The organism is Pseudoxanthomonas sp. F37 (genome assembly GCF_022965755.1).
Lineage (GTDB): Bacteria > Pseudomonadota > Gammaproteobacteria > Xanthomonadales > Xanthomonadaceae > Pseudoxanthomonas_A.
In genome coordinates, this window is record NZ_CP095187.1 from 1,435,021 (window position 1) to 1,456,756 (window position 21,736).

Annotated in this window: 19 protein-coding genes and 1 pseudogene; 4 read left to right on the forward strand and 16 right to left on the reverse strand. The window is 69.6% G+C overall.

Annotated elements, in window-relative coordinates; all coding sequences use genetic code 11:
- Window positions 1-7: 7 nt before the first annotated feature.
- From MUU77_RS06595 to MUU77_RS06635, 9 genes are all read right to left on the reverse strand, one after another.
- Window positions 8-2,032 carry a heparinase II/III family protein gene (locus MUU77_RS06595; protein ID WP_245093019.1) on the reverse strand — a complete coding sequence of 675 codons (2,025 nt, stop codon included), beginning with the start codon at window positions 2,030-2,032 and terminating at the stop codon, window positions 8-10.
- A 260-nt stretch (window positions 2,033-2,292) separates the two neighbouring features.
- Window positions 2,293-2,826, reverse strand: a complete 534-nt coding sequence (locus MUU77_RS06600; RefSeq protein WP_245093021.1) for a hypothetical protein — start codon at window positions 2,824-2,826, stop codon at window positions 2,293-2,295.
- A complete protein-coding gene (locus MUU77_RS06605; protein WP_245093023.1) occupies window positions 2,823-4,145 on the reverse strand; it encodes a hypothetical protein in 1,323 nt (440 codons plus the stop codon). The genes MUU77_RS06600 and MUU77_RS06605 overlap by 4 nt, the downstream gene beginning before the upstream one ends.
- 10 nt (window positions 4,146-4,155) lie before the next feature.
- On the reverse strand, window positions 4,156-5,457 hold the full coding sequence (locus tag MUU77_RS06610; RefSeq protein ID WP_245093025.1) for an outer membrane beta-barrel protein: 1,302 nt from the start codon (window positions 5,455-5,457) through the stop codon (window positions 4,156-4,158).
- Window positions 5,458-5,477: 20 nt separating this feature from the next.
- Window positions 5,478-6,245, reverse strand: a complete 768-nt coding sequence (locus MUU77_RS06615) for a polysaccharide biosynthesis protein (RefSeq protein ID WP_245093027.1) — start codon at window positions 6,243-6,245, stop codon at window positions 5,478-5,480.
- Between the two features lie 10 nt (window positions 6,246-6,255).
- Window positions 6,256-7,845 (reverse strand): XrtA system polysaccharide chain length determinant, encoded by a 1,590-nt coding sequence (locus MUU77_RS06620; RefSeq protein WP_245093029.1) that lies wholly within the window; start codon window positions 7,843-7,845, stop codon window positions 6,256-6,258.
- On the reverse strand, window positions 7,845-8,465 hold the full coding sequence (locus tag MUU77_RS06625; RefSeq protein WP_245093031.1) for an XrtA/PEP-CTERM system exopolysaccharide export protein: 621 nt from the start codon (window positions 8,463-8,465) through the stop codon (window positions 7,845-7,847). The genes MUU77_RS06620 and MUU77_RS06625 overlap by 1 nt, the downstream gene beginning before the upstream one ends.
- A 96-nt stretch (window positions 8,466-8,561) precedes the next feature.
- A complete protein-coding gene (locus MUU77_RS06630) occupies window positions 8,562-9,569 on the reverse strand; it encodes an NAD-dependent epimerase (RefSeq protein ID WP_245093033.1) in 1,008 nt (335 codons plus the stop codon).
- Between the two features lie 24 nt (window positions 9,570-9,593).
- Complete coding sequence (locus tag MUU77_RS06635; RefSeq protein ID WP_280640363.1) at window positions 9,594-10,883, reverse strand: nucleotide sugar dehydrogenase; 1,290 nt, start codon at window positions 10,881-10,883, stop codon at window positions 9,594-9,596.
- A 216-nt stretch (window positions 10,884-11,099) separates the two neighbouring features.
- Between MUU77_RS06635 and galE the strand changes: the two genes are divergently transcribed.
- Both galE and MUU77_RS06645 read left to right on the forward strand, forming a co-directional pair.
- Window positions 11,100-12,116 carry a UDP-glucose 4-epimerase GalE gene (gene galE / locus MUU77_RS06640; protein WP_245093035.1) on the forward strand — a complete coding sequence of 339 codons (1,017 nt, stop codon included), beginning with the start codon at window positions 11,100-11,102 and terminating at the stop codon, window positions 12,114-12,116.
- Between the two features lie 75 nt (window positions 12,117-12,191).
- Window positions 12,192-13,289 (forward strand): sensor domain-containing diguanylate cyclase, encoded by a 1,098-nt coding sequence (locus MUU77_RS06645; protein WP_245093037.1) that lies wholly within the window; start codon window positions 12,192-12,194, stop codon window positions 13,287-13,289.
- A gap of 6 nt (window positions 13,290-13,295) precedes the next feature.
- Here the strand turns inward: MUU77_RS06645 and MUU77_RS06650 are convergent, their stop codons facing one another.
- The 7 genes and pseudogenes from MUU77_RS06650 to MUU77_RS06680 form a co-directional block, all read right to left on the reverse strand.
- On the reverse strand, window positions 13,296-14,147 hold the full coding sequence (locus MUU77_RS06650; protein ID WP_245093039.1) for an alpha/beta fold hydrolase: 852 nt from the start codon (window positions 14,145-14,147) through the stop codon (window positions 13,296-13,298).
- Window positions 14,144-14,953 (reverse strand): bifunctional hydroxymethylpyrimidine kinase/phosphomethylpyrimidine kinase, encoded by an 810-nt coding sequence (thiD, locus tag MUU77_RS06655; protein ID WP_245093041.1) that lies wholly within the window; start codon window positions 14,951-14,953, stop codon window positions 14,144-14,146. Before thiD ends, MUU77_RS06650 begins: the two co-directional genes overlap by 4 nt.
- 4 nt (window positions 14,954-14,957) lie before the next feature.
- The gene (locus MUU77_RS06660) at window positions 14,958-16,697 is read right to left on the reverse strand and encodes a SulP family inorganic anion transporter (protein ID WP_245093043.1); all 1,740 of its coding nucleotides are present in this window, start codon (window positions 16,695-16,697) and stop codon (window positions 14,958-14,960) included.
- An 85-nt stretch (window positions 16,698-16,782) separates the two neighbouring features.
- A pseudogene (locus MUU77_RS06665) lies at window positions 16,783-17,427 on the reverse strand (YoaK family protein); the annotation flags it as partial.
- A 123-nt stretch (window positions 17,428-17,550) separates the two neighbouring features.
- Entirely contained in the window at window positions 17,551-18,948 is a 1,398-nt protein-coding gene (locus tag MUU77_RS06670) for a PhoH family protein (RefSeq protein ID WP_245093045.1), read from the reverse strand.
- A 115-nt stretch (window positions 18,949-19,063) separates the two neighbouring features.
- Window positions 19,064-19,549, reverse strand: coding sequence for a peroxiredoxin (locus tag MUU77_RS06675; protein ID WP_245093047.1), 486 nt, complete (start codon window positions 19,547-19,549; stop codon window positions 19,064-19,066).
- A gap of 2 nt (window positions 19,550-19,551) precedes the next feature.
- Window positions 19,552-20,112: a glycine cleavage system protein R gene (locus tag MUU77_RS06680; RefSeq protein ID WP_056881142.1), complete on the reverse strand. Its 561-nt coding sequence runs from the start codon at window positions 20,110-20,112 to the stop codon at window positions 19,552-19,554.
- Between the two features lie 179 nt (window positions 20,113-20,291).
- Between MUU77_RS06680 and dapA the strand changes: the two genes are divergently transcribed.
- Both dapA and MUU77_RS06690 read left to right on the forward strand, forming a co-directional pair.
- Window positions 20,292-21,200 carry a 4-hydroxy-tetrahydrodipicolinate synthase gene (gene dapA, locus MUU77_RS06685; protein WP_245093056.1) on the forward strand — a complete coding sequence of 303 codons (909 nt, stop codon included), beginning with the start codon at window positions 20,292-20,294 and terminating at the stop codon, window positions 21,198-21,200.
- Window positions 21,201-21,215: 15 nt separating this feature from the next.
- Window positions 21,216-21,710 carry a hypothetical protein gene (locus tag MUU77_RS06690; protein WP_245093058.1) on the forward strand — a complete coding sequence of 165 codons (495 nt, stop codon included), beginning with the start codon at window positions 21,216-21,218 and terminating at the stop codon, window positions 21,708-21,710.
- Window positions 21,711-21,736 lie beyond the last annotated feature (26 nt).

The following is a 21,736-nucleotide window of genomic DNA, read 5'->3' on the forward strand; positions in this document are numbered from 1 at the left end:
TGCGGGCTCAGATCTCGCTCAGCTCCACCACGTAACCCGTGGTGCCGCCCTGCACGTCGATGCGATAGCGCGCGCCATCCTCGACGTACTTGCCGGTACTGAAGTTGCTGTTGATGGTGGCGTTGGCCGGTTCGAGCACGCGCACGCGCAGGCGGCCGGCGGTGGCTTCGCGGCTGTTCACCAGGGTGGGCGCGACCGGCACGTTCACCTGGAAGGTGGCCGTGGTGCCGCTGGTGATGGAGAACGTGTCGCGCACGGTCAGGCGGCGATTGGCGAAACTGAAATTGCGCCGCCAGTTGGTCACCGCATCGGTGTTGCAGAACGCCGGGGTCAGGTTGGCATCGGCCGTGAACGCGCCGCCGGTGCCCGGCGTGACCGTGAGTGTCGAGGCCCGGGTGGTGGATTCGCACTGGCGCGCCACCGTTCCGTTGCGGACGAAGCGCACCAGGTTGTGCACGTCGGTGCCCTGGTTGATGCCGCTGTGGCTCCAGATGTTCGCGGTGACGGCCAGCCAGTCTCCGGAGAACAGGGTGAACGAGCCCTGGTCCTGGTGGGCATGGCTTTCGTTGTACGGGCCGGCGACGATCGCCACCCACATCGCGTCGCGCGTCCAGCCCGTGCGCGCGAACAGGTGGCCGGGGCCACGCGCGTGGTAGACCAGGTCGGTGGGCGGGGTGGCCGTCGTGCCGGCCGGCAACAGGTCGTAGCGGTAGTTGAATCCCGAACCCATCCGCGCGATCGAGATGTTGTTCAGCCACCAGGTCGCCTGGTTCTGGATCGCGGGATTGGTGTTGACCGAACGCGCCTCGAGCATCAGGCGGCGATGGTAGTCGTACAGGTCCGGGACCGAGCTGCGCGCCTGGTCGCCGATGGGCGCGAAGCGGTCCAGCGTCGGCACCGTGGCGTGGATCCAGTAGGGGATGCTGTCCGACGCATGGCTGTTGGCGTTGGCCAGGTCCATGCCGGTGGCGTCGCGCCAGATGCGGTACAGCGAGAACAGCCGCATGTGCGCCGTGCCGTAACCGGTGCCTTCGCTGCTGCCGCCGCCCGGCAGGCGGGCGAAGTAGGCCTGCAGGGCCGCCAGCTTGTTGTCGCGCAGGAAGTTGAACCAGGTGCTGTTGCCGCTGGCCAGCGCCCAGTACATCGTGGCTTCGACGAAGCTGTAGTAGTAGTTGTTGCCGGGGTTGTTGACCGACCAGCCGGACCACGGATGGCTGCGGCCGCCCCATTGGGCGTTGTTGTAGTTCCAGACGTTCCACACCGCCTGTTCGGCGTAGGCGGACCAGCGGCTGCGCTGGCTGGCGGTGATGCTGCCCGCGCAGACGGTCATGGTGTAGGCCAGGTCCGAGATCATCGGGCCCACTTCCAGGTACGAGTCGCCCGACACGGCGGGCCTGCCGCCGCCGGCGATGGCCGCTTCGGCGGCGGTGACCTGCTCTTCGACCATCTGGATGGCCAGCGTGCAGTATTTGGCTTCGGGCGAGAGCTGGTACATCAGGGCGGCCTCGGCCGCGCTGAAGCCATAGCCGCGGTTGCCGGCGACGGCGGCATCGACCCATCCCTTGAAACGCGTATAGGCGGCCGAATTCTTGTCGACCGGCGGAACCGGCATGGGCAGGTTCACCAGGCGGGGGCGCGAGGAATTGGAGCTGACCCGGCCGCCGCTGCTCAGCACCGGGCCGGTGTCGATGCCGGTGGCCGGGAGCCGGCTGCCTGGGCTGCCCAGCGACGGCGTACCGCCGCTACCGGCCGGGAGGGCGGCGACGCCGCGTTCCCGCGCCCTGCGTGCGGCCTTCACGGAAGAGGTGGTGCGGGTCCAGAAGCGGATGACGGTGTCGCGACCGGAGTCGCGCAGGTCCGCGAAACCGTCTTCGGTGCGGTCCCATGCGTCGTAGGCCAGGCGCTGGGCGCGCTGGCCGAACAGGCCGCCCGCGGCGCTGGCGGCGGTCAAGGTGGTGAGTGCGGCGGTGCCCAGGATCAGGGCAAGCGGGAGCCGGCGGGTGGAGCGGGGGGAGGCGGACGTGCGCGACAAGGGGGTTCTCCTGGCAAGAAAACCGCGCACGAACACAATGGAAGACGACAGCCCCTGGGGCTGGTGGCTACCCGCTGCAGCGCCCCCTCGCTACATGCGATCCGCGCAACGGCGGGGCGGATCATAACGTGGGGCATTCGGGCAAACGGACGCGCTGGGTCACAGAAATGCGTGCCGGTTCAGCTTGCGGCAGGGGAGTTCACGGGAGTGTGACGACCGCCCGTTGACCCGGGCGGCGTCGGCGGGCGGCCTGGCCGGCCCTATTTTTCGCTGAGTTCGACGGTATAGCCGCTCTGGCCCCCGGCCACGTCGACCCGCCAGCCGCGGCGGAATTCCTGCGGGTCCTCGTCGCTCCAGGCATGGACGCGCAAGGTCGCCGAGGCCGGCTCCAGCACGCGGATGCGCAGGCGGCCGGCGATGGCTTCGTTGCCCTGGATCACGGGACGCTCGGGCACGTTCACCTGGAAAACGGCGCGGGTGCCGGCACCCAGGCGGAAATCGTCCTTCACCCGCAGCGTGCGGCCCGCGAAATCGATGCGCCGCTGCCACGACTGCAGGGCGGGGTTGTCGCGGTAGACCGGCGTCATGTCGGCCACCGCCGTGACCCCGCCGTCCGCACGCGGCGTGACCGTCAACCGCGCGCGCGATTGCGGCATCTCGCACTGGTGCACCACCACATCGCCACGGGGCGCCGCGCATTGCGGCGCATCCGGATCGGCGCGCTCGAACCGCACCACGTTGTGGACCGGCGTGCCCTGCTGGATGCCGCTGTGGCTCCAGATGTTCTCGGTCACCGCCAGCCAGTCGCGCGCGAACAGCGTGAAGCCCCCTGTTCCTGGTGGGCATGGCTTTCGTTGTACGGCCCGGCGACGAAGGACATCCACATGGCGTCCTTGCCCCAGTCGCTGCGCGCGAACAGATGCCCCGCACCCTCGGCCAGGTAGACCAGCGCCGACGGCGGGGTGCCGCCCTTGCCGGCGGGCAGCAGGTCGTAGCGGCTGTTGAAGCCCTGCGTCATCCGCGGCACCGAAATGTTGTCCAGCCACCACGACGCCATCGCGCGCGCTTCTTCGTCCGTGGTCAGCTGGCGCGCCTCGAGCACCAGGCGGCGGTGATAGTCGAACAGCTCCGGCACCGAGTTGCGCGACTGGTCGCCGATCGGCGCGAAGCGGTCCAGGGTGGGGACCGTGGCATGCACCCAATAGGGAATGCTGTCGCGCGCATGCGTGCTGGCGGCGGCGAGGTCCTCGCCGGTGCTGTCCTTCCACAGGCGATACAGGCCGAACAGGCGCATCTGCGCGGCGCCATAGCCCGTGCCTTCCCGGCTGCCGCCGCCCGGCAACCCGGCATAGTAGGTCTTCAGCGGCGGCAGGCGCCGCGTGCGCAGGTCCTCCAGCCAGGACGGGCTGCCGCTCACCAGCGCCCAGTACATCGTCGCCTCGATGAAGCTGTAGTAGTAGTTGTTGCCGGGGTTGTCCACCGACCAGCCTGTCCACGCATGCGTGCGTCCACCCCATTGCGCGCGCGGGTGGTTCCAGACGTTCCATACCGCCTGTTCCGCATACGACGACCAGCGCCGCTTCTGCGCCGCGTCGATGGTCGCGTGGCAGGCGTGCAGCGTCATCGCCAGGTCCGCGATGCGGGGGCCGACTTCCAGGTACGAGTCGCCCGCGATCGCCGGACGCGCGCCGGCGGCGATGGCGGCCTCGGCCTCGGCCACTTCCTTCTCCACCATCCGCACGGCCAGGTCGCAATACTTGTCGCCGCCGCTGAGCAGGAACATCAAGGCGGCATCGCTGGCGCTGAAGGCATAGCCGGGGCTGCCCGCGACGGCCGCGTCCACCCAGCTGCGGAAGCGGGCGAACGCGGGCGATCTGCGGTCGACGAAGGCCAGGTCGATCTTCAGCAGGTCGGTGCCGGGCTGCGCAGGCGGCACCGGAGCGGACGCCGCCACGGGTGCCGCCGCCGGCGGCGCGACCGGCGGCGGGGCGGATGTCGTTTCCGGGGCATCGGCGGATCCGCAGTGCCCGATGGCCGCCGCCAGCAGGGCCAGGACCAGCAGGACCGCACTGGGAATGCCATGCGTCCGCAGGGTGGAAGGTTTGGCGCGCATGCCGGACCCCTCAGCGGTTGGAATAGGCGACGCTCAGGTAGACGATGTTCTGCGAGACGTCCTGGCCGGCCTCGGTGCTTTCGCGCTTGTAGCGTTCCGCGTGCAGGCGTGCGGTCCAGCGCGGCGCCCAGTGGTAGGCCAGGCTCGCGCCCACGCGCGAGGTCTCGTCCTCGCGGCCGAGCTGCGTGTAGTCCAGCCGTTCCCAGGTGGCGTAGGTGCCCAGCGTCAGCGAGCGCCGCGCCAGCCAGTGCAGGTCGAAGCGCGCGCCGCGGGTCTTCTGGTCGAACTCGTCCGAGTCCACGTAGTCGCGCTTCTGCATGTACGGCGCCACCGACAGGTTCAGTCGGGTCGTGGTGAAGCGGTAGCCCAGGTCGATGCCGCGCACCTCGTAGGGCGAGGCGTTGACCACCGCGTCGCCGGTCAGCACGTTCTCGGGGATCGTGGCTTCGGACTGGATGCCGGTCAGGGCGTCCGTCGCGGTGTCGGAGAACTGGCTGGACAGGGCGATGCTCAGCTGCGAGCGCGGAGACAGGTTCCATTCCGCATCCGCGCGCATCAGCGGTTCCGAGCGCGACCCGCCGCGGCGGTAATCGATGCGCGAATAGCCCAGGTCGGCGCCCAGCTCGAAGTTGGCCAGCGTGCGCACGTAGCGCCCGTAGAGGTCGTAGCGGTTGTAGTCGCGCGCCACGATGTCGTCGTCGAAGTCCACGCGCTGCGCCTGCAGGTTGAGCGACACCCGGCTGGTCGGCGACAGCTCCCTGATCGTGCGGATGGCGCCGGCCAGGCGCTGCGAGTTGAATTCGTCCGTGACCTCCGCATCGCTGAGCACGTAGCGCAATTCGGCCTGGCCGTGCAGCGAGGGCGTCCAGTTGAACAGCAGCGTGGGCCCGGCGGAGAACACGTTCACCTGCTGGCGGTTGCCGGGGCCGTCCGGCACCAGCGAGTCGACCGGCTGCACCGTCAGGTTGTCTTCCACCAGGAAGAACAGGCGCTCCGGGATGACGACCCAGTTGAGGCGGCCAGACAGCGTGCCGTCCACGGTGTCGGCGAAGATGTCGTCCTCGTAGTCGCGGTACTCCGCGCGGCCATCGAGGTTCAGCTGCAGCGCGGAGACGTTCTCGGTGATGCTGAAGCCGACGCCGGCACGCAGGTAGCGCTGCTCGATCGGATCGACCGGCGCCATGGTCACGTTGCTGTTCCGCTCCATGCCCAGGTCCACGGTGTAGTCCACCCGGGCCGCCTGCGCGTGGCCGGGCAACGTGGCCAGGACAGCGGCGGCGATGAGGGAGATGCGTAGTGGAAGGGTGCGCATGCCGCTGCTCCTTGGCCGCCTTACGGGATTTCGTTGAACACCACGCCGGCCACCTTGTCGGCAGGGAAACTGGCGACGGCCTTTTCCAGCTTCTCCGGCGCGACCTTGCCGTAACCGGCCACCAGCACCACCAGGTCGGCCAGTTCGGACAGGATGCGCGCGTCCGGCGAACCCAGCACCGAGGGACTGTCCAGGATCAGATAGCGGTCCGGGTAGCGGCTGCGCAGCGAGTCCACCATCGCGCGCATGCGGAACGCGCTGAAGGCTTCACCCGTGGTCTCGCGCTGGCGGCCGCTGGGGATCAGCCGCAGGCGCGGCACGCCGGTGCGGTAGATGATGCGGCCCAGGTCGGTGTCGCCATCGCCCAGGTAGTCCATCAGGCCGCCGTGGCTGGCGTCCACGCCCAGGGCGGTGTGCTGCGAGGGATGCAGGACGTCGCAGTCGACCAGCAGGGCGCTCTTGGCGTCGTCGAAGGCGAACGCCGTGGCCAGGTTGCGGGCGACGAAGCTGCCGCCGCAGCCGTTGCTGACCGGCGCCACCAGGGTGACGAAGTTGCGCTCGCCGCCGAGGGCCAGCAGGCGGGTGCGCAGTTCGCGGAACGCATCGGCCTGCTCGCGCACGGAATCGTTGCGGTGGATGACGCGCCGCTCTTCCAGTTCGCGCGGCGTCAACGCGGTGGGTTCGTCCATCAACGCCAGCGAGCGCGAGGTGTCGGTGCGATGGGGGACGCCGTGCAGTCGTTCGTTGTCCGGGGTCACGGGCTTTTCCAGAGTGGCATAGGAGGTCATGGCGGCGGTCTTAGGCGGCAAGCTGCTTGAGGCCGAACGCCAGCCCGTACGCGAGCACGACCAGCGCCAGGATGCCGAAGCTCATCGCATTGCGGCTGAGCTCCTGCCGGCGGTCGCGCGGCGAATGGTAGGTCGGCACCACGGTCAGCAGGGGGCGGTCGGTGATGCGCTGCAGCTGCTGGGCCGAGCGGATGCGCGGATCGAACCGGGCGCGCAGGAACAGCAGGCCCAGCGGGATGCCCACGGCGACCAGCAGCCCGCCGATGGCGAAATGCATGAAGCGCAGGCCGGTGGGGCGCAGCGGCATGGTGGCGGGGTCCTGCACGCGCAGGGTCAGGCCGCGCTCCTCGCGGTCCAGCTGCATCGAGACGCGGGCATTCTCGCGCCGGCGCAACAGGTCCTGGTAGATGTCGCGGTTGACTTCGTAGTCGCGGGTCAGCTCGGCCAGCGCGCTCTCCGAATCGGCGATGCGCCGGCTGCGGTTCAACTCTTCGTTGAGCATGGACTCGGCGATCGCCATGCGCGACGCGGTCGCCGCCACTTCGCGCCGGGTCTGCGCCTGCTGGCTGCGCAGTTCCTGGTACAGCGGGTTCATCTGCGCCTCGTCGAACGGGCTGGCGCCCTGCGGCGCGGCGGCACGGCGGGTCTGCTCGTTGGCCATGGCCTGCTGCAGGTCGGCCATCTGGTGGCGCACGCGCACCACGTCCGGGTGCTGCTCGGTGTAGTTCAGCAGCAGGCGGTCCAGCTGGCCCTGCAGTTCGAGCAGCTGCGCGCGATACAGGCTTTCGCGCGTCTGCACCGCGGTCACCGCCGACTCGCCGGATAGCTGCGAGGCGATGGCATTCTCGCGCGAGCGCTGCTCCAGCAGGGCCATGCGGGTCTGTTCCACCGTCGTGCGCAGCGAGCTGATGCGCGTGTTGGCGTCGGTGGCGCTGCCGGGCTGGGCGTCGGTGTTGTCCGTGCGGTACTGGCGCAGGCGCTCTTCGGCTTCCAGCAGCTTGGCGTGGTAGTCCTGCACCTGCTTGTCGATGAACTCGTAGGCCTCGCGGCTTTCGCGTTCCTTGGCCGCCAGGCTTTCCTTGATGAACATGTCGCCCAGGCGTTCGGTCACCTCGTAGGTGCGCTTGGCGTCGCTGTCGCGGTAGGTGATCTGGATCAGGTTGGGGCGCGGGCTGGTGATCGCGATGCGGCCCTTGATCTGCTCCATCAGGCGGTCCTGCTCGACGGCACTGGGCTTGTCGTCCAGCCAGCCGCCGGTCTTCAGCGCATCTTCCAGCACTTTGCGGCTGTAGATCACCTGGCGCGCGATGCCGGCGCGGTCGACGACCTCGGTGGCCACGGCGCGGCCTTCCAGCAGCGGCTGGATGATGTCGCTCTCCTGCGCCAGGATCGTGGTGGAGGCGGTGTAGTTCTTCGGCAGCACCAGCAGGCCCACCACCAGCGTCAGCAGGGCGACGGCGGCGAAGATGCCGACCAGCGCCACCCGGTGGCGGCGCGCTTCGCGCAGCAGGATGGGGGCCAGTTCGTTGGGCGTCAGGGTGCCGGCGGGCGCGGCCGGCGCGGCGTATCCGCGCCGCGCGGGAAGGTTGCTCTGGCTCATCAGAAGGTGCGCTCGGGAACCGTGATGACGTCGCCCGGCGACACCGTGTAGTTGGTGCTCAGGTCGCCGCGGTTGAGGATGCGGTCCAGCCGCACCGCATAGGTCTGGGTCTGGTCGGCGTTCTTGCGGTGCAGGTCCGAACGGTCGGCGGCGGCGAACTCGGTGATGCCGCCGGCGGCCAGCACGGCATCCAGTACCGTCATGCCGGGACGGTAAGGCAGCGAGACCGGTTGGCGCACGGCGCCGGTGACGCGCACGCGGGACAGGTATTCATGGCTGCGCAGGTCGGTCAGGATGACCGCGACCTGCGGGTCGCGCACGTAGGCGGCCAGTCGCTCCTGGATGTCCTTGGCGACCTCGCCGGGGGTGCGGCCGCCAGCGGACACATCGCCCACCAGCGGTACCGAGATCATGCCGTCGGGGCGTACCGGCACGGTGATGCCCAGTTCCGGGTTGCGCCACACCGACACCTGCACGATGTCGTCCACGCCGATGTGGTACGCATCGGTGCCCAGCGTGGTGGTGGCCGGTGGTGGCGCTTCGCTGCCGGACGATGTGGCGCATGCGGCCAGCAGCAGGGACAGGACGGTGACGGCGAGGCCGGCAAAGGCGCGTTTCATCGGAGGATCCCCTGGAGTTGCTCGATGCCGGTAACAACGGCGGCAACGGCGGAATCCGGCCAGCCCGGGATGCCTGCGGGGCATCCCGGACGCACCTCAGACGTCGTAGAACGCGCGATACCACTCCACGAAGCGGCGCACGCCGGTTTCGATGGGCGTGGCCGGCGAGTAGCCGGTGTCGCGGCGCAGGGCTTCGACATCGGCCTCGGTATCGGGCACGTCGCCCGGCTGCAGGGGCAGCAGGCGCTTTTCCGCCTTGCGGCCCAGGCAGTCCTCCAGCACCTCGATGTAGCGCAGCAGCTGCACGGGCTGATGGTTGCCGATGTTGTACACGCGGTAAGGCGCCAGCGAACTGGCTGGCGTGGGCGCCAGCGGATCGTAGGCCGGGTCGGGGCCCGGCACGCGGTCCAGGGTGCGGATCACGCCCTCGACGATGTCGTCGATGTAGGTGAAGTCGCGGGTGTGGTGGCCGTGGTTGAACACGTCGATCGGCTCGCCCGCCAGGATCCTGCGGGTGAACAGGAACAGCGCCATGTCCGGCCGGCCCCACGGGCCGTACACGGTGAAGAAGCGCAGCCCGGTGGTGGGCAGGCCGAACAGGTGGCTGTAGGTGTGCGCCATCAGCTCGTTGGCCTTCTTGCTGGCGGCGTACAGGCTGACCGGGTGGTCCACGCTGTCCTCCACCGCGAACGGCAGCTTGCGGTTGGCGCCGTAGACCGAACTGGACGAGGCGTAGACCAGGTGCTCGATGCCGCGGTGCCGGCACGCTTCCAGGATGTTCAGGAAACCGACGATATTGCTGTCGATGTAGGCGTGCGGATTCTCCAGCGAGTAGCGCACGCCGGCCTGCGCGGCCAGGTTGACCACGCGCTGGGGCTTGAAGTCGTCGAACGCGGCCTCCAGCGCCGCGCGGTCCTCCAGCGACGCGCGCACGAAACCGAAGCCGGCCTGCGGCAACAGCCTGGCCAGCCGGGCCTCCTTCAGCGCGGGGTCGTAATACGCGTTCAGGTTGTCGTAGCCCAGCACTTCATCGCCGCGGGCGAGCAGGCGCTCGCTGAGGTGGGAACCGATGAAGCCGGCGGCGCCGGTGACCAGTACGCGCATCAGGTACTCCTGGAGGGGAAGGGATTACAGGCAGTCGTCGACCGTGTGGCGGGGCAGGGTGCGCTTCACGTCGAAGACCACCGCGCCCGGCTTGCCGAACCCGCGGATGCCATCGGCGCCGCGTTCGCTGAACTGCCGGTGCGCCACCGCGAGGATGACCGCATCGTACTGGCCCGCCTCGGGTTCCGCCACCAGGTCCAATCCGTATTCATGTTTCGCCTCGTCGGCGCTGACCCACGGATCGTGCACGTCGACCTGCGCGTTGTAGCTGCGCAGCTCGGCCACGATGTCGACCACGCGCGTGTTGCGCACGTCCGGGCAGTTCTCCTTGAACGCCAGGCCCAGCACCAGCACCTTCGCGCCGGCCGTGGGCAGGTTGCGGCGCGCCATCAGCTTGGCCACGCGGCGCGCCACGTGGCTGCCCATGCCGTCGTTGATGCGGCGGCCGGCCAGGATCACGTCGGGGTGGTAGCCGATCTGCTGCGCCTTGTGGGTCAGGTAGTACGGATCCACGCCGATGCAGTGGCCGCCGACCAGGCCCGGGCGGAAGGGCAGGAAATTCCATTTGGTGCCCGCGGCTTCCAGCACCTCGTGGGTATCGATGCCGAGGCGGTGGAAGATCAGCGCCAGTTCGTTGATCAGGGCGATGTTGACGTCGCGCTGGGTGTTCTCGATGACCTTGGCCGCTTCGGCCACGCGGATGCTGCTGGCCTTGTGCGTGCCGGCGGCGATGATGCTGCCGTACAGGGCGTCCACGAAGTCGGCGACCTCCGGGGTGGAGCCGGAGGTGACCTTCATGATGGTTTCCAGGCGGTGCTGCTTGTCGCCCGGGTTGATCCGTTCCGGGCTGTAGCCGGCGTAGAAATCCTGGTTGAAACGCAGGCCGGATTCGCGCTCGATGATCGGTACGCAGGCCTCTTCGGTGGCGCCGGGGTACACGGTCGATTCGAAGATCGCCACGCCGCCCTTGCCGATGGCGCGGCCGACGGTGCGGCTGGCCGACTCCAGCGGGCGCAGGTCGGGGCGCTTGTAGTCGTCGATGGGGGTGGGCACGGTGACGATGAACACGTTGCAGCCGGCCAGCGCCGCGGGATCGTCGCTGAAGTCCAGCAGCGGCGTGTCGCGCAGCTCGTCGGCGGACACTTCCAGCGTGTGGTCTTGGTGTTCGCGCAGCTCGGACACGCGCTTGCCGTTGATGTCGAAGCCGAGCGTGGGGAACTTGCGGCCGAAGGCGACCGCCAGCGGCAGCCCGACGTACCCCAGTCCGATCACGGCGATCCTGGCCTGGTCCAGGGTGGGCAATGGAGCGTTCATCGATGTGGGGTTCCCCTGTGTGTCGCGTGTCTGAAGAGTCTATACGCAGGCATGGCGCGGGCGTTCCCGTCGCCGGCCTGGCATCGAGCCGATCAACGTGCAAAGCATGCGCCTCAGGACACGCGGCGCACACTGGCCTGATATCGCCACGATCTGCGTAACAGCGGATGATCGCCCGCCCGCATGGCGCGGCGACCTGCGACCGGGGGAGTCGAGATGCGGATCCTGCTGTGCGGCGGCGCCGGCTACATCGGCGCGCATACCTACGTGGTGCTGGTGGAACGCGGCCACGACGTGGTGGTGGCCGACAACTTCAGCAACAGTTCGCCGGGCGTGCTGGCCCGCCTGCGGCAGATCACCGGGCGACCGGTGCCGTTCCAGCCGCTGGACCTGCGGGACCGCGATGCGGTGGCGGGATTCTTCGCCCACCAGGCCTTCGATGCCGTCGTGCACTTCGCGGCGCTGAAATCGGTGGGCGAGTCGTGCGAGCGCCCGCTGGACTACTTCCACAACAATATCGGCGGCACGCTGAACCTGCTGCACGGCATGCGCCAGGCCGGCGTCGACCGGCTGGTGTTCAGCTCGTCGGCCACCGTCTATGGCGACCCCGACCACGTACCCGTGCGCGAGGATGCGCGCCTGCAGGTGACCAATCCCTATGGGCGCACGAAGCTGGTGATGGAAGAGCTGATCGGCGACCTGTGCGGCAGCGATGCCGGATTCCATGCCGCCAACCTGCGCTATTTCAATCCGGTGGGCGCCCACGCCTCCGGCCTGATAGGCGAGGACCCCACCGGCATTCCCAACAACCTGATGCCGTACATCTGCCAGGTGGCGGTGGGGCGGCGCGACCGCCTGAGCGTGTTCGGCGGCGACTGGCCCACCGTCGACGGCACCGGCGTGCGCGACTACATCCACGTGATGGACCTGGCGCGCGCGCATGCCGATGCACTGGATTTCCTGGTGCGCGAACGCCGCAGCCTCACCGTCAACCTGGGCACGGGGCAGGGGGTCAGCGTGCTGCAGCTGGTGGAAGCGTTCGCGCAGGCCGCGGCGCGCAGGATCCCCTACCAGGTGGTGGCGCGGCGCCCCGGCGACGTGGCCGAGGTCTACGCCGACCCCTCGCTGGCCGCGCGGACGCTGGGATGGCGTGCCGAACTGGGCGTGGAGGCCATGTGCCGCGATGCCTGGCGCTGGCAGTCGCAGAACCCGCAGGGCTATCCCGTGGCGTGAGGGTCCCCCCGGCATGGACGGGCCCTGCCCGCACGTGCCGCCGGCCATGCCGGCGGGCTGGCGGCGGGAACGCGATTGGCCGAGAATCGCGCCAATACCCTGCCGCCCGGATCTGCTTTGCCCCTGGATGCTGCGCGCCACCTGGCGGAACAGAACCGCGTGCGCTACGGCCTGCGCATGTACCGCATGCGCGCGCTGGGGCTGGGGCTGGGTGCGATCTGCGTGGCGGCCGTGCTGTACGAGCACGGCGCGCCCCCGGCGCTGTGGGGCCTGCTGGCGGCCAACGGATTCGCATGGCCCCACCTGGCCTACCTGCGGGTCAGGGCGAGCCGCGACGATCCGCTGCAGGCGGAGTACCAGAACCTGACCTTCGACGCCGCGATGGGCGGCTTCTGGATTGCGGCGATGCAGTTCGATGCGCTGCCCAGCGTGCTGCTGGCGGTGATGCTGACGATGGACAAGGTGATCATCGGGGGCGGCCGCTTCGCCAGCAGGACGCTGGCGGCGATGGCGGCCACCTGCCTGGCCGCGAGCGCGGCCTGGGGCTTCGCGTTCGATCCCCACACCAGTTTCCCGGTGGTGCTGGCCTGCCTGCCGTTCCTGGCGGTCTACCCCGTAGCGATAGGCGTGGCCACCCACGCGCTGTCGCGCACGGCACGCAAGCAGAAGGCGCTGCTGGAGAAGATGGCGCGCTTCGACGCGGCCACCGGCCTGATGAACCGGCAGCAATGGCTGCATGCGGCCACCCATGAGCTGAAGCGCTTCCAGCGCTCGGGGCGCGCGGGGGTACTGGTGCTGATCGACATCGACCGTTTCAAGGATGTCAACGACGGCTACGGCCACACGGTCGGCGACGAGGTGGTGGAGGAATTCGCGCGCCTGCTGAAAGCCTGCCTGCGCGATGTGGATACCGCCGGCCGCTATGGCGGCGACGAGTTCGGCGTGGTCATGCCCGACACGCGCTGGGAAGAGGCCATCGTGGCCGCGGAACGGCTGCGCCGGCAGGTCGCCGCCTGCGCCTTCTCCGCGCGCGGCCTGCGCTGCACGGTCAGCATCGGGCTGTCCGAGTGCCATCCGGGCATCGCGTCGGTGTCGGACTGGGTCAACAGCGCCGACGCCGCGCTGTACCGGGCCAAGGCGCGCGGGCGCGACTGCATCGTCGTGGGCTGTTGAGCCGGCTCAGGACAGCAGCGCGCCGATCACCGCCTGCGGCTGCTTCATCCACGCGAAGTGGTCCGCGCGCGTGCCCAGGGCGGCGTGATGCAGCGTGTGGATGCGGGCCGGAGCGTGGGGCATCTTCGCCATCAGAGCGCGCAGCGAGCTTTCCGGCGCCAGCCAGTCGTCGTCGAACAACACCCCGTCGATCGGTGCGCGGACCCGGCGCAGGCCCGCTTCCAGATCGACCGGCCAACCGGCGGCGCGATACCGGCCGCTGAGCCCCACGCGCGCCCAGTCGCCGATCAGGCCCCGCGCTTCGTCGCCGCCAAAGCCCAGCCGGCGCCCGGGCAGGGCGCCGCAGGCGCGCGCCAGCCAGGGCGCGAACCGGTAGAAGAACGGCAATGCGTAGCCGCGTGGCGCGGGAAACGTGCGCCAGTAGGGCGTGCCGCTGCCGACCAGCCAGAGGCCGGTGAAGGCGTCGGGGTGCTGGCCCAGGTGGCAGGCGGCCAGCTGTCCGCCCAGGCTGTGGCCGCCGATGCGATGCGGGATGTCGGGCAGCCGGGCCTGCCACGCGGCATGGCTGAGCGGCAGGTCCGTGCCCAGCAGTTCGCGATAGCCCCAGTCGGTGCGCCGATCGGCGCGCAGCGAACTGCTGCCGTTGCCGCGCCATTCGTGCACGCACACCGCCACCCCGCGCGCGGCGAGCGCCTCCGCGAACGGCAGGTAATGGCGCGCGGCCACGCCCAGTGCGGGGACCCACAACAGCGCGCCGGACGGATGGGCCGGCATGCGCGCGATCAGGGTGCAGGCGTGGCCGTCCTGCGCCTGCAGCGGAATCTCTTCGGCCAGGACGGGCGCGTCGGTGGCCGTCACGCGGCGGGCGCCGCGCCGAAGTGGTCCAGCACGACGATCCCGCTGCGGCCGGGCCGGTAGCCTGCGCGCAGCGCGGCGTGCACATAGTCGGAGGCGGCAAGGCAGGCGTCCCTCATGGGCATGCCCTGCGCGCGGCGCGCGGCGATGGCCGAGGCCAGCGTGCATCCGGTGCCATGGGCTTCCAGCGACAGGCGCGGGTGCGAAGTCTCGGCCAGGCCGTCCGGGTCGCAGTACAGGTCCACCACGTCGGCGTTGCCGGGCAGGTGTCCGCCCTTGAGGAAGACCGCGCGCGCGCCCAGTGCCAGCAGATCCTGCGCGGCCCGGCGCATGGCCGCCGCGTCGGCGATGGCGCGGCCCAACAGCAGTTCGGCCTCGGGGAGGTTGGGCGTCAGCACGTGCGCCAGCGGCAGCAGTTGCGTGCGCATCGCCTGCAGGGCGCTGTCCTCCAGCAGCTTGGCGCCGCTGGTGGCGACCATCACCGGATCGACGATGACGGCGGCCGGGCGGTGCGCGCGCAGGGCATCGGCCACCACGCCGATCACCTCGGCCGTGGCCAGCATGCCCAGCTTCACCGCGCGGATGTCGAAATCGTCGAAGCAGGCGTCCAGCTGCGCGCGCAGGAACGCCACGGGGGGCACGTTCACCGCCGTCACGCCGCGGGTGTGCTGCGCGGTGAGCGCGGCGATGGCGGACAGCCCGTGCACGCGGTGCGCGGCGAAGGTCTTGAGGTCGGCCTGGATGCCCGCGCCGCCACCGGAATCGGATCCGGCGATGGTCAGGGCAGCAGGGGGGCGGGATTCGGTCATGTGCTCATTGTGCGCCGGGAGGCGCGTGCTTCGCGGCGGTGGTATGGGATTCGGCCAATGATGTCGCCAGCTTCAGCGCGCGCTCGTAGTTGGAGGTGAAGTGCAATTGCCCGGGCTGCTCGGCCAGCGCCATGTCGGCCAGCACGCGGTTGGGTTGCGCCTGCAGCCCGGACACCACCAGCACGATGCCGCGCCGCGCGCAGCGGTTGGCCAGGCTCTGCAGCGCATGCACGCCGCTGGCGTCGATGTAGGGCACCCGTCGCATGCGCAGGATGAACACCCGTGGCGGCTCGAAGAACTGATCGAGCAGACTGTCCAGCCGGTTGGCGGCGCCGAAGAACAGTGGCCCGCTGATCTGGTAGACCTCCACGCCCTTGGGCAGGTGGCTGCGCTGCTGCTCGTCCGCAGCCAGCGCCGGATCGTGGTCGGCCAGGTCCTCATCCGCACTGCGCGTCCCGGACCTGATCTCCACGCTCTCGGCCATGCGATGCATGAAGATCAGTGCGGCCACCACCAGCCCGACCTCGATGGCCAGGGTGAGGTCGAAGAACACCGTCAGCCCGAAGGTGACCAGCAGCACGATACGGTCGCCCCACGGCGCGGACAGGATGTGGCGGAAGTTCTCGGCCTCGCTCATGTTCCAGGCCACCACCAGCAGCACGGCCGCCAGCGCGGCCAGCGGCACGTAGCGCATCAGCGATGCCAGCAGCAGCATGAAGCCCAGCAGGAACACCGCATGCAGCACGCCCGCCACCGGCGTACGGGCGCCCGCGCGTACGTTGGTGGCGGTGCGCGCGATGGCGCCCGTGGCCGGCAGGCCGCCGAACAGGGCCGAGGCGGCATTGGCCACGCCTTGCGCCACCAACTCGCCGTTCGAGCGGTGGCGGCCGCCGGTCATGCCGTCGGCGACCACCGCCGAGAGCAGCGATTCAACCCCGGCGAGGAAGGCGATGGTGAAGGCGCTGGGCAGCAGTTCGAAGGTGCGCTCGAACGGAATGCGAGGGAAATCGAAGGTCGGCAGCGCCGAGGGCAGTTCGCCGAAACGGCTGCCGATGGTGTCGGCCGGCAGGCCCAGCGCGGTGGTCGCCAGCGTGCACGCCAGCAGCGCGATCAGGAAGCCCGGCCACTTCGGTCGCCACTTGCGCAGCAGCAGGATCACCGCCAGGCCCAGCACGGTCAGCGCGACGGTCGCCGGCTGGGTGGTAGCCAGATGCCGGCCGTAGGCGGCCCAGCGCGCAAGGAACTCGGCCGGTACCTCCTCCATCTGCAGGCCCAGCGCGTCCTTCACCTGCGAGGACAGGATGCTGACCGCGATGCCGGCGGTGAAACCGGTGATGACCGGCTGCGGCATGTACCGCATCAGCGTGCCCAGGCGCAGCAGGCCGGCGGCGATCAGCATCAGGCCGGCCAGCAGGGTGCACAGGATCAGCCCGCCGTAACCGAACTTCTGGATGACCACGAACACCACCGGGATGAAGGCCGCGGTTGGTCCGCCGATCTGCACCCGCGAGCCGCCCAGCGCCGAGACCAGGAAGCCGGCGATGATCGCCGTGTGCAGGCCCCTCTCCGGCGGAGCGCCGGAGGCGATGGCCAGCGCCATCGCCAGCGGCAGGGCGACGATGGCGACGGTCAGGCCGGCCAGTGCGTCCGCGCGCAGGCTGCGCAGGTCATAACCCTCGCGCAGCGCGGTCAGCAGCTTGGGTTCGAACTGGTGCAGATAGGCGCGCAGCCGGGTGGCGTCCATCACTCCTCCGGGGGGGCCGTCGTTCCGGTGCAGCGCTGCCGTCGGACGGACCGCCGGGCTGACCCAGCCGGCGCAACGCATGGTGGCGGTAGATCACGTAGCCAATGCCGGTGGAACCGGTCAGCGCCGCCGGGATCGCCAACGCATAGTAGCCGAGCGCGCGGTAGCCCCAGGTGCCGAGGATGCCACCGACGAGGAAGCCGCTGATGATCAACCCGCTCAGGGTCAGGCGGCGCATCGGCAGCGGCAGCCCACGCAGCAGATGGCCCAGGCCGATGCCCAAGTCGGTGAACATGCCCGACAGGTGGGTGGTGCGCACCACTGCGCCGCTGTAGGTGGTGACCATGGCGTTCTGCAGGCCGCAGGCCACCGCCGCCAGCAGTGCGCCGTTGAGCTGCTGGCGGAAGAACAGCGGGATCGCGGCCAGCAGCAGCGCCGATTCCAGCGCCAGTACCACGCCGTAGCGGCGGCCCAGTCTCAGCGTGCTGTCCTGGATGATCAGCCCGCTGAGCATCGCGCCCAGACTGAAGGCGATCAGCACCGCCCACAGGTGGCGCACGCCCCGCCAGTCGCCGTCGGCCAAGGCCGTGCCCAACTGGGTGGTGGTGCCGGTGAGGTGGCTGACGGCCAGGCGCTCGAAGCCGAGGAAGCCGACCGCGTTCACCATGCCCGCCACGCAGGCCAGCGCGACCGCGCCGATCCAGACCCAACGGGGCAGATGCACGCTCACCGAGGGGCTACGCGGGCGGCCTCAGGCCGCCCCGTTGCCAGGGGCGTACGCCCCTGGGAAGCCGCGGTCGCTGCATCGGTAGGCATCTGCAACACGTCCTGCCACGTCGGGGCCGGAAGCCTACTACAGCACTTCCGAGGCGTAGTCCGCCAGGCGCGAGCGCTCGCCCCGCCGCAGCGTGATGTGCGCGCTGTGCGCCCAGTTCTTGAACCGGTCCACCGCGTAGGTCAGTCCCGAGGTGGTCTCCGTCAGGTAGGGCGTGTCGATCTGCTCCACGTTGCCCAGGCAGACGATCTTGGTGCCCGGGCCGGCACGGGTGATCAGCGTCTTCATCTGCTTGGGGGTGAGGTTCTGCGCCTCGTCCAGGATCAGGTAGCGGCTCAGGAACGTGCGGCCGCGCATGAAGTTCATCGAGCGGATCTTGATGCGGCTGGCCAGCAGGTCGTTGGTCGCCGCGCGGCCCCACGCGCCGCCTTCCTGGTTGTGGGTCAGCACTTCCAGGTTGTCGGTCAGCGCGCCCATCCACGGCGTCATCTTTTCCTCTTCCGTGCCGGGCAGGAAGCCGATGTCCTCGCCCACGCTGACGGTGGCGCGGGTCATGATGATCTCGCGGTAGCGCTGCTGGTCCATGGTCTGCGCCAGGCCGGCCGCCAGCGCGAGCAGGGTCTTGCCGGTGCCGGCGGTGCCCAGCAGGGTGACGAAGTCGACTTCCGGGTCCATCAGCGCGTTGAGCGCGAAGTTCTGCTCGCGGTTGCGCGCATTGATGCCCCATACCGCATGCTGGCTGTGGCGGAAGTCGTCCACGATCTGCAGCGTGGCCTTGTCGCCGTCCACCCGGGCCACGCGGAACTCGGATTCGTCGTCGCCCGGCAGGTAGAGGTACTGGTTGGGGTACCAGCCCGCGTCTTCGCCCATCGTCACTTCGTAATACGTGCGGCCCTTGTCGGTCCACGAGCGCAGGTCCTTGCCGTGGCGCTGCCAGAAGTCCTCCGGCAGCGCGGTCGCCCCGGTGTACAGCAGGCTGAAGTCGTCCAGCGCGCGGTCGTTCTCGTAGTCCTCCGACACGATGCCGGCGATGGCCGCCTTGATGCGCAGGTTGATGTCCTTGGAGACGAACACGACCGGGATCTCGGGGTGTTCTTCCTTCAGGGCCAGGATCGCGCCGAGGATCGCGTTGTCGGGGATCACCGCGCCGAAGCTCTTGCCCGCCTCGAAGTGGCTGGTCTGGAAGCGCAGCAGGCCGGCGCTGCTGGTGTTGCGCAGCTGCAGGCCGCTGGGCTGCACCAGCGGGATGCCGTCGGCCAGGTTGTCCAGGCCCGATGCCTGGACCAGTTCGTTGAGGAAGCGGCTGACCTGCCGCGCGTTGCGGCTCGCTTCGGAGGTGCCCTTCTTGCCGTTGTCCAGTTCCTCGATCACCTGCATCGGCAGGTAGACGTCGTGTTCCTCGAACTTGAACAGCGCGGTGGGGTCGTGCATCAGCACGTTGGTGTCCAACACATAGATACGCTTGCTACGGGTCATTCGGGCAACCTCATCGAGGAAGATGTGTGAACACGGGCGACTTTTCCGCGGGCAGCAGCGAACCACCATGACCCGCCGCGGCGCGGGATGGTGGGTGAAGGGGAAGGGGATTCGGTCACTGGGCCTGGTGGGCCTTCAGGGCGTCCAGCACGGCCTGGGCATGGCCGGGTACCTTCACGCCGCGCCATGCCTGCGCGATGCGGCCGTCCGGCGAGATCAGGAAGGTGCTGCGCACCACGCCCAGCACCTTGCGGCCGTACATGTTCTTTTCGTGGATCACGTCGAAGGCCTTGCACAGCGCTTCGTCGGCGTCGCTCACCAGCGGGAACCTGAAACCCTGCTTGGCGCAGAAGTTGTCGTGCGACTTCACCGAGTCGCGCGAGACGCCCAGCACGGTGGCGTTCAATTTCTCGAACTTCGGCAGCAAGGCATTGAAGTCCAGGCCTTCGGTGGTGCAGCCCGGCGTGCTGTCCTTCGGGTAGAAGTACAGCACCAGCCAGGCGCCGGCGTAGTCGGCGAGGGTCGCGGTATCGCCGCCGGACAGCGCCAGCGGCAGTTTCAATGTCGATTTGGGCAGGGCGTTGGCGCTTTTTGCCGTCATCGTCAGAACTTCATCGGATCCATGATCGCGTCCAGGTTCAGATGGTCGCAGAATTCGAGGAAATCGTCGCGCAGCGCGGCGATGTGCATGTTGGCCGGCACCCCGATGGTGACCTGGGCCGAGAACATCTCGGCACCGGTCTGCATGGCGCGGTAGCGCGTGCTCTGCAGGTTCTCGATGGTGATGCCCTGGCGGTCGAAGAAGTCGGCCAGCTGGAACAGGATGCCCGGCTTGTCGGCGGCCACCACTTCCACGATGTAGGGCAGCAGGTTGGACTGCACCACCTTCGGACCGGTGCGGTAGAACACCAGCTTCAGGCCCTCGTCGCGCTCCAGGCGCGACAGCATGGCCTCCAGCTTGGCGACCGCGTCCCACGAACCGGTGGCCAGCGCCGTGACGGACACGTCGCGGCCCACGGTGGCCAGCCGGGCATCCACCAGATTGCAGCCGCTGTCGGCGATCCGGCGCGTCACCGACAGGAGCGGCGATTCCGGATGCGTCGTGTAGGCGGTGATCAGCAGGTGGTTTTCGGTCGGCGAAGGCCGGGGCGTGGAATCGGTCAAAGGAGCTTCCGGCGTTGCGGTGAGGCTGAATGGCGGCCGGGCAAGCGCCTGGCGACGCGGGCAGCATACTTGCCCGCCCTTCGAGCCCGCAAGTAACATGCGGCGGACATCGAAGGCGGTCCGGACGATCGCGCCCGCGCGCGCTTCCGGGGCGCCGGGTCCCCACCGAGAGCCTTACCTTGCACCTTTCCGGCAGCATCACCGCACTGGCCACGCCGTTCCTGGCGTCGGGCGAGCTCGACCTGCACGCCTGGCGCGCGCTGCTGCAACAGCAGGTGGACGGTGGAACGCAGGGCGTGGTGGTGGCGGGCTCCACCGGCGAGGCCGCGGCCCTGTCCGACGAGGAATACGACACCCTGCTGCGCATCGCGGTGGAAGCGCTGCGCGGGCGCATCCCGGTGCTGGCGGGTACCGGCCAGATGAACACCGCCAAGACCATCGCCGCCACCCGCCGCGCGTCGGCCGGTGGCGCGCAGTTCGCGCTGGTGGTGACGCCGCCCTACGTGCGCCCCACCCAGGCAGGCCTGCTGGCGCACTACCGCGCCGTGGCCGACCAGGGCGGCCTGCCGGTGGTGCTGTACAACGTGCCGGGCCGGACCGGCTGCGACCTGCTGCCCGAAACCGTGGCGGAGCTGGTGGACCACCCCGGCATCGTCGGCATCAAGGAAGCGCGCGCCGAGCCCGAGCGCATGGCTGCGCTGCTGGCCTTGCGCCGTGAAGGATTCGCCATCCTCAGCGGCGACGACCCGACCGCCGCGCGCGCCATGCTGGCCGGTGCCGACGGCCTGATTTCGGTGGGTTCCAACGCTTTGCCGCGTACGTTCCGCCGGCTGTGCGACCTGGCCCGCGCGGGCCGGGCCGACGCCGTGGCCGCGCTGGATGCGCAGCTGCAGGAGATCTACGGGTTCCTGGGCGTGGAATCCAATCCCATTCCGGTGAAGGCGCTGTTGCAGCGGGCCGGCTTCGGCCAGGGCCTGCGCCTGCCGCTGTTGCCGCTGTCCGCCCCCCATACCGCCACCGCCGACCGGCTCGCCACATTGGTGCAGTCGCTCGAAGCACAATCCAGTCGCGACGATCTCGCGGCCTGAACCCAGGAGAACTCCATGCGTCATTCGTCTTCCCTCGTGCGTCCGCTGGCCCTGGTGCTGCTGGTCGTGTCCGTCGCCGGCTGCTCCTGGTTCAAGAAGGGCGCAAAGGGCGATTACGCGCTGGCGCCGGAAGCGCGCCCGCTGGAAGTGCCGCCGGATCTCAACCTGCCCAACACCAGCGGCGCCATGCAGGTGCCGAACGTCGCTCCCGCGGCCGGCGGCAGCACTACCGCCGCACCCGCGGGCGGCTTCACCGTCGGCGGCAGCCGCGAAGAGGCGTTCACCCGCGTGGGTGAAGCGCTGTCCGGTATCGAGGGTGTGGCCATCGCCAGCCGCGCGCAGCTGCTGGGCACCTACGACGTCAGCTACGAGGGCGCCAGCTTCCTGGTGCGCGTGAGTGCGGTCGATGCCGGCGCCTACGTCTCCGCGGTCGATCCGCGCGGCCTGCCCGCCACCGGCGCTGCGCCCACCAAGCTGCTGGCGGCGCTGAAGGCGAAGCTGGGCGGCTGATCCGCCCGCTTCACGGGAACAGAAAA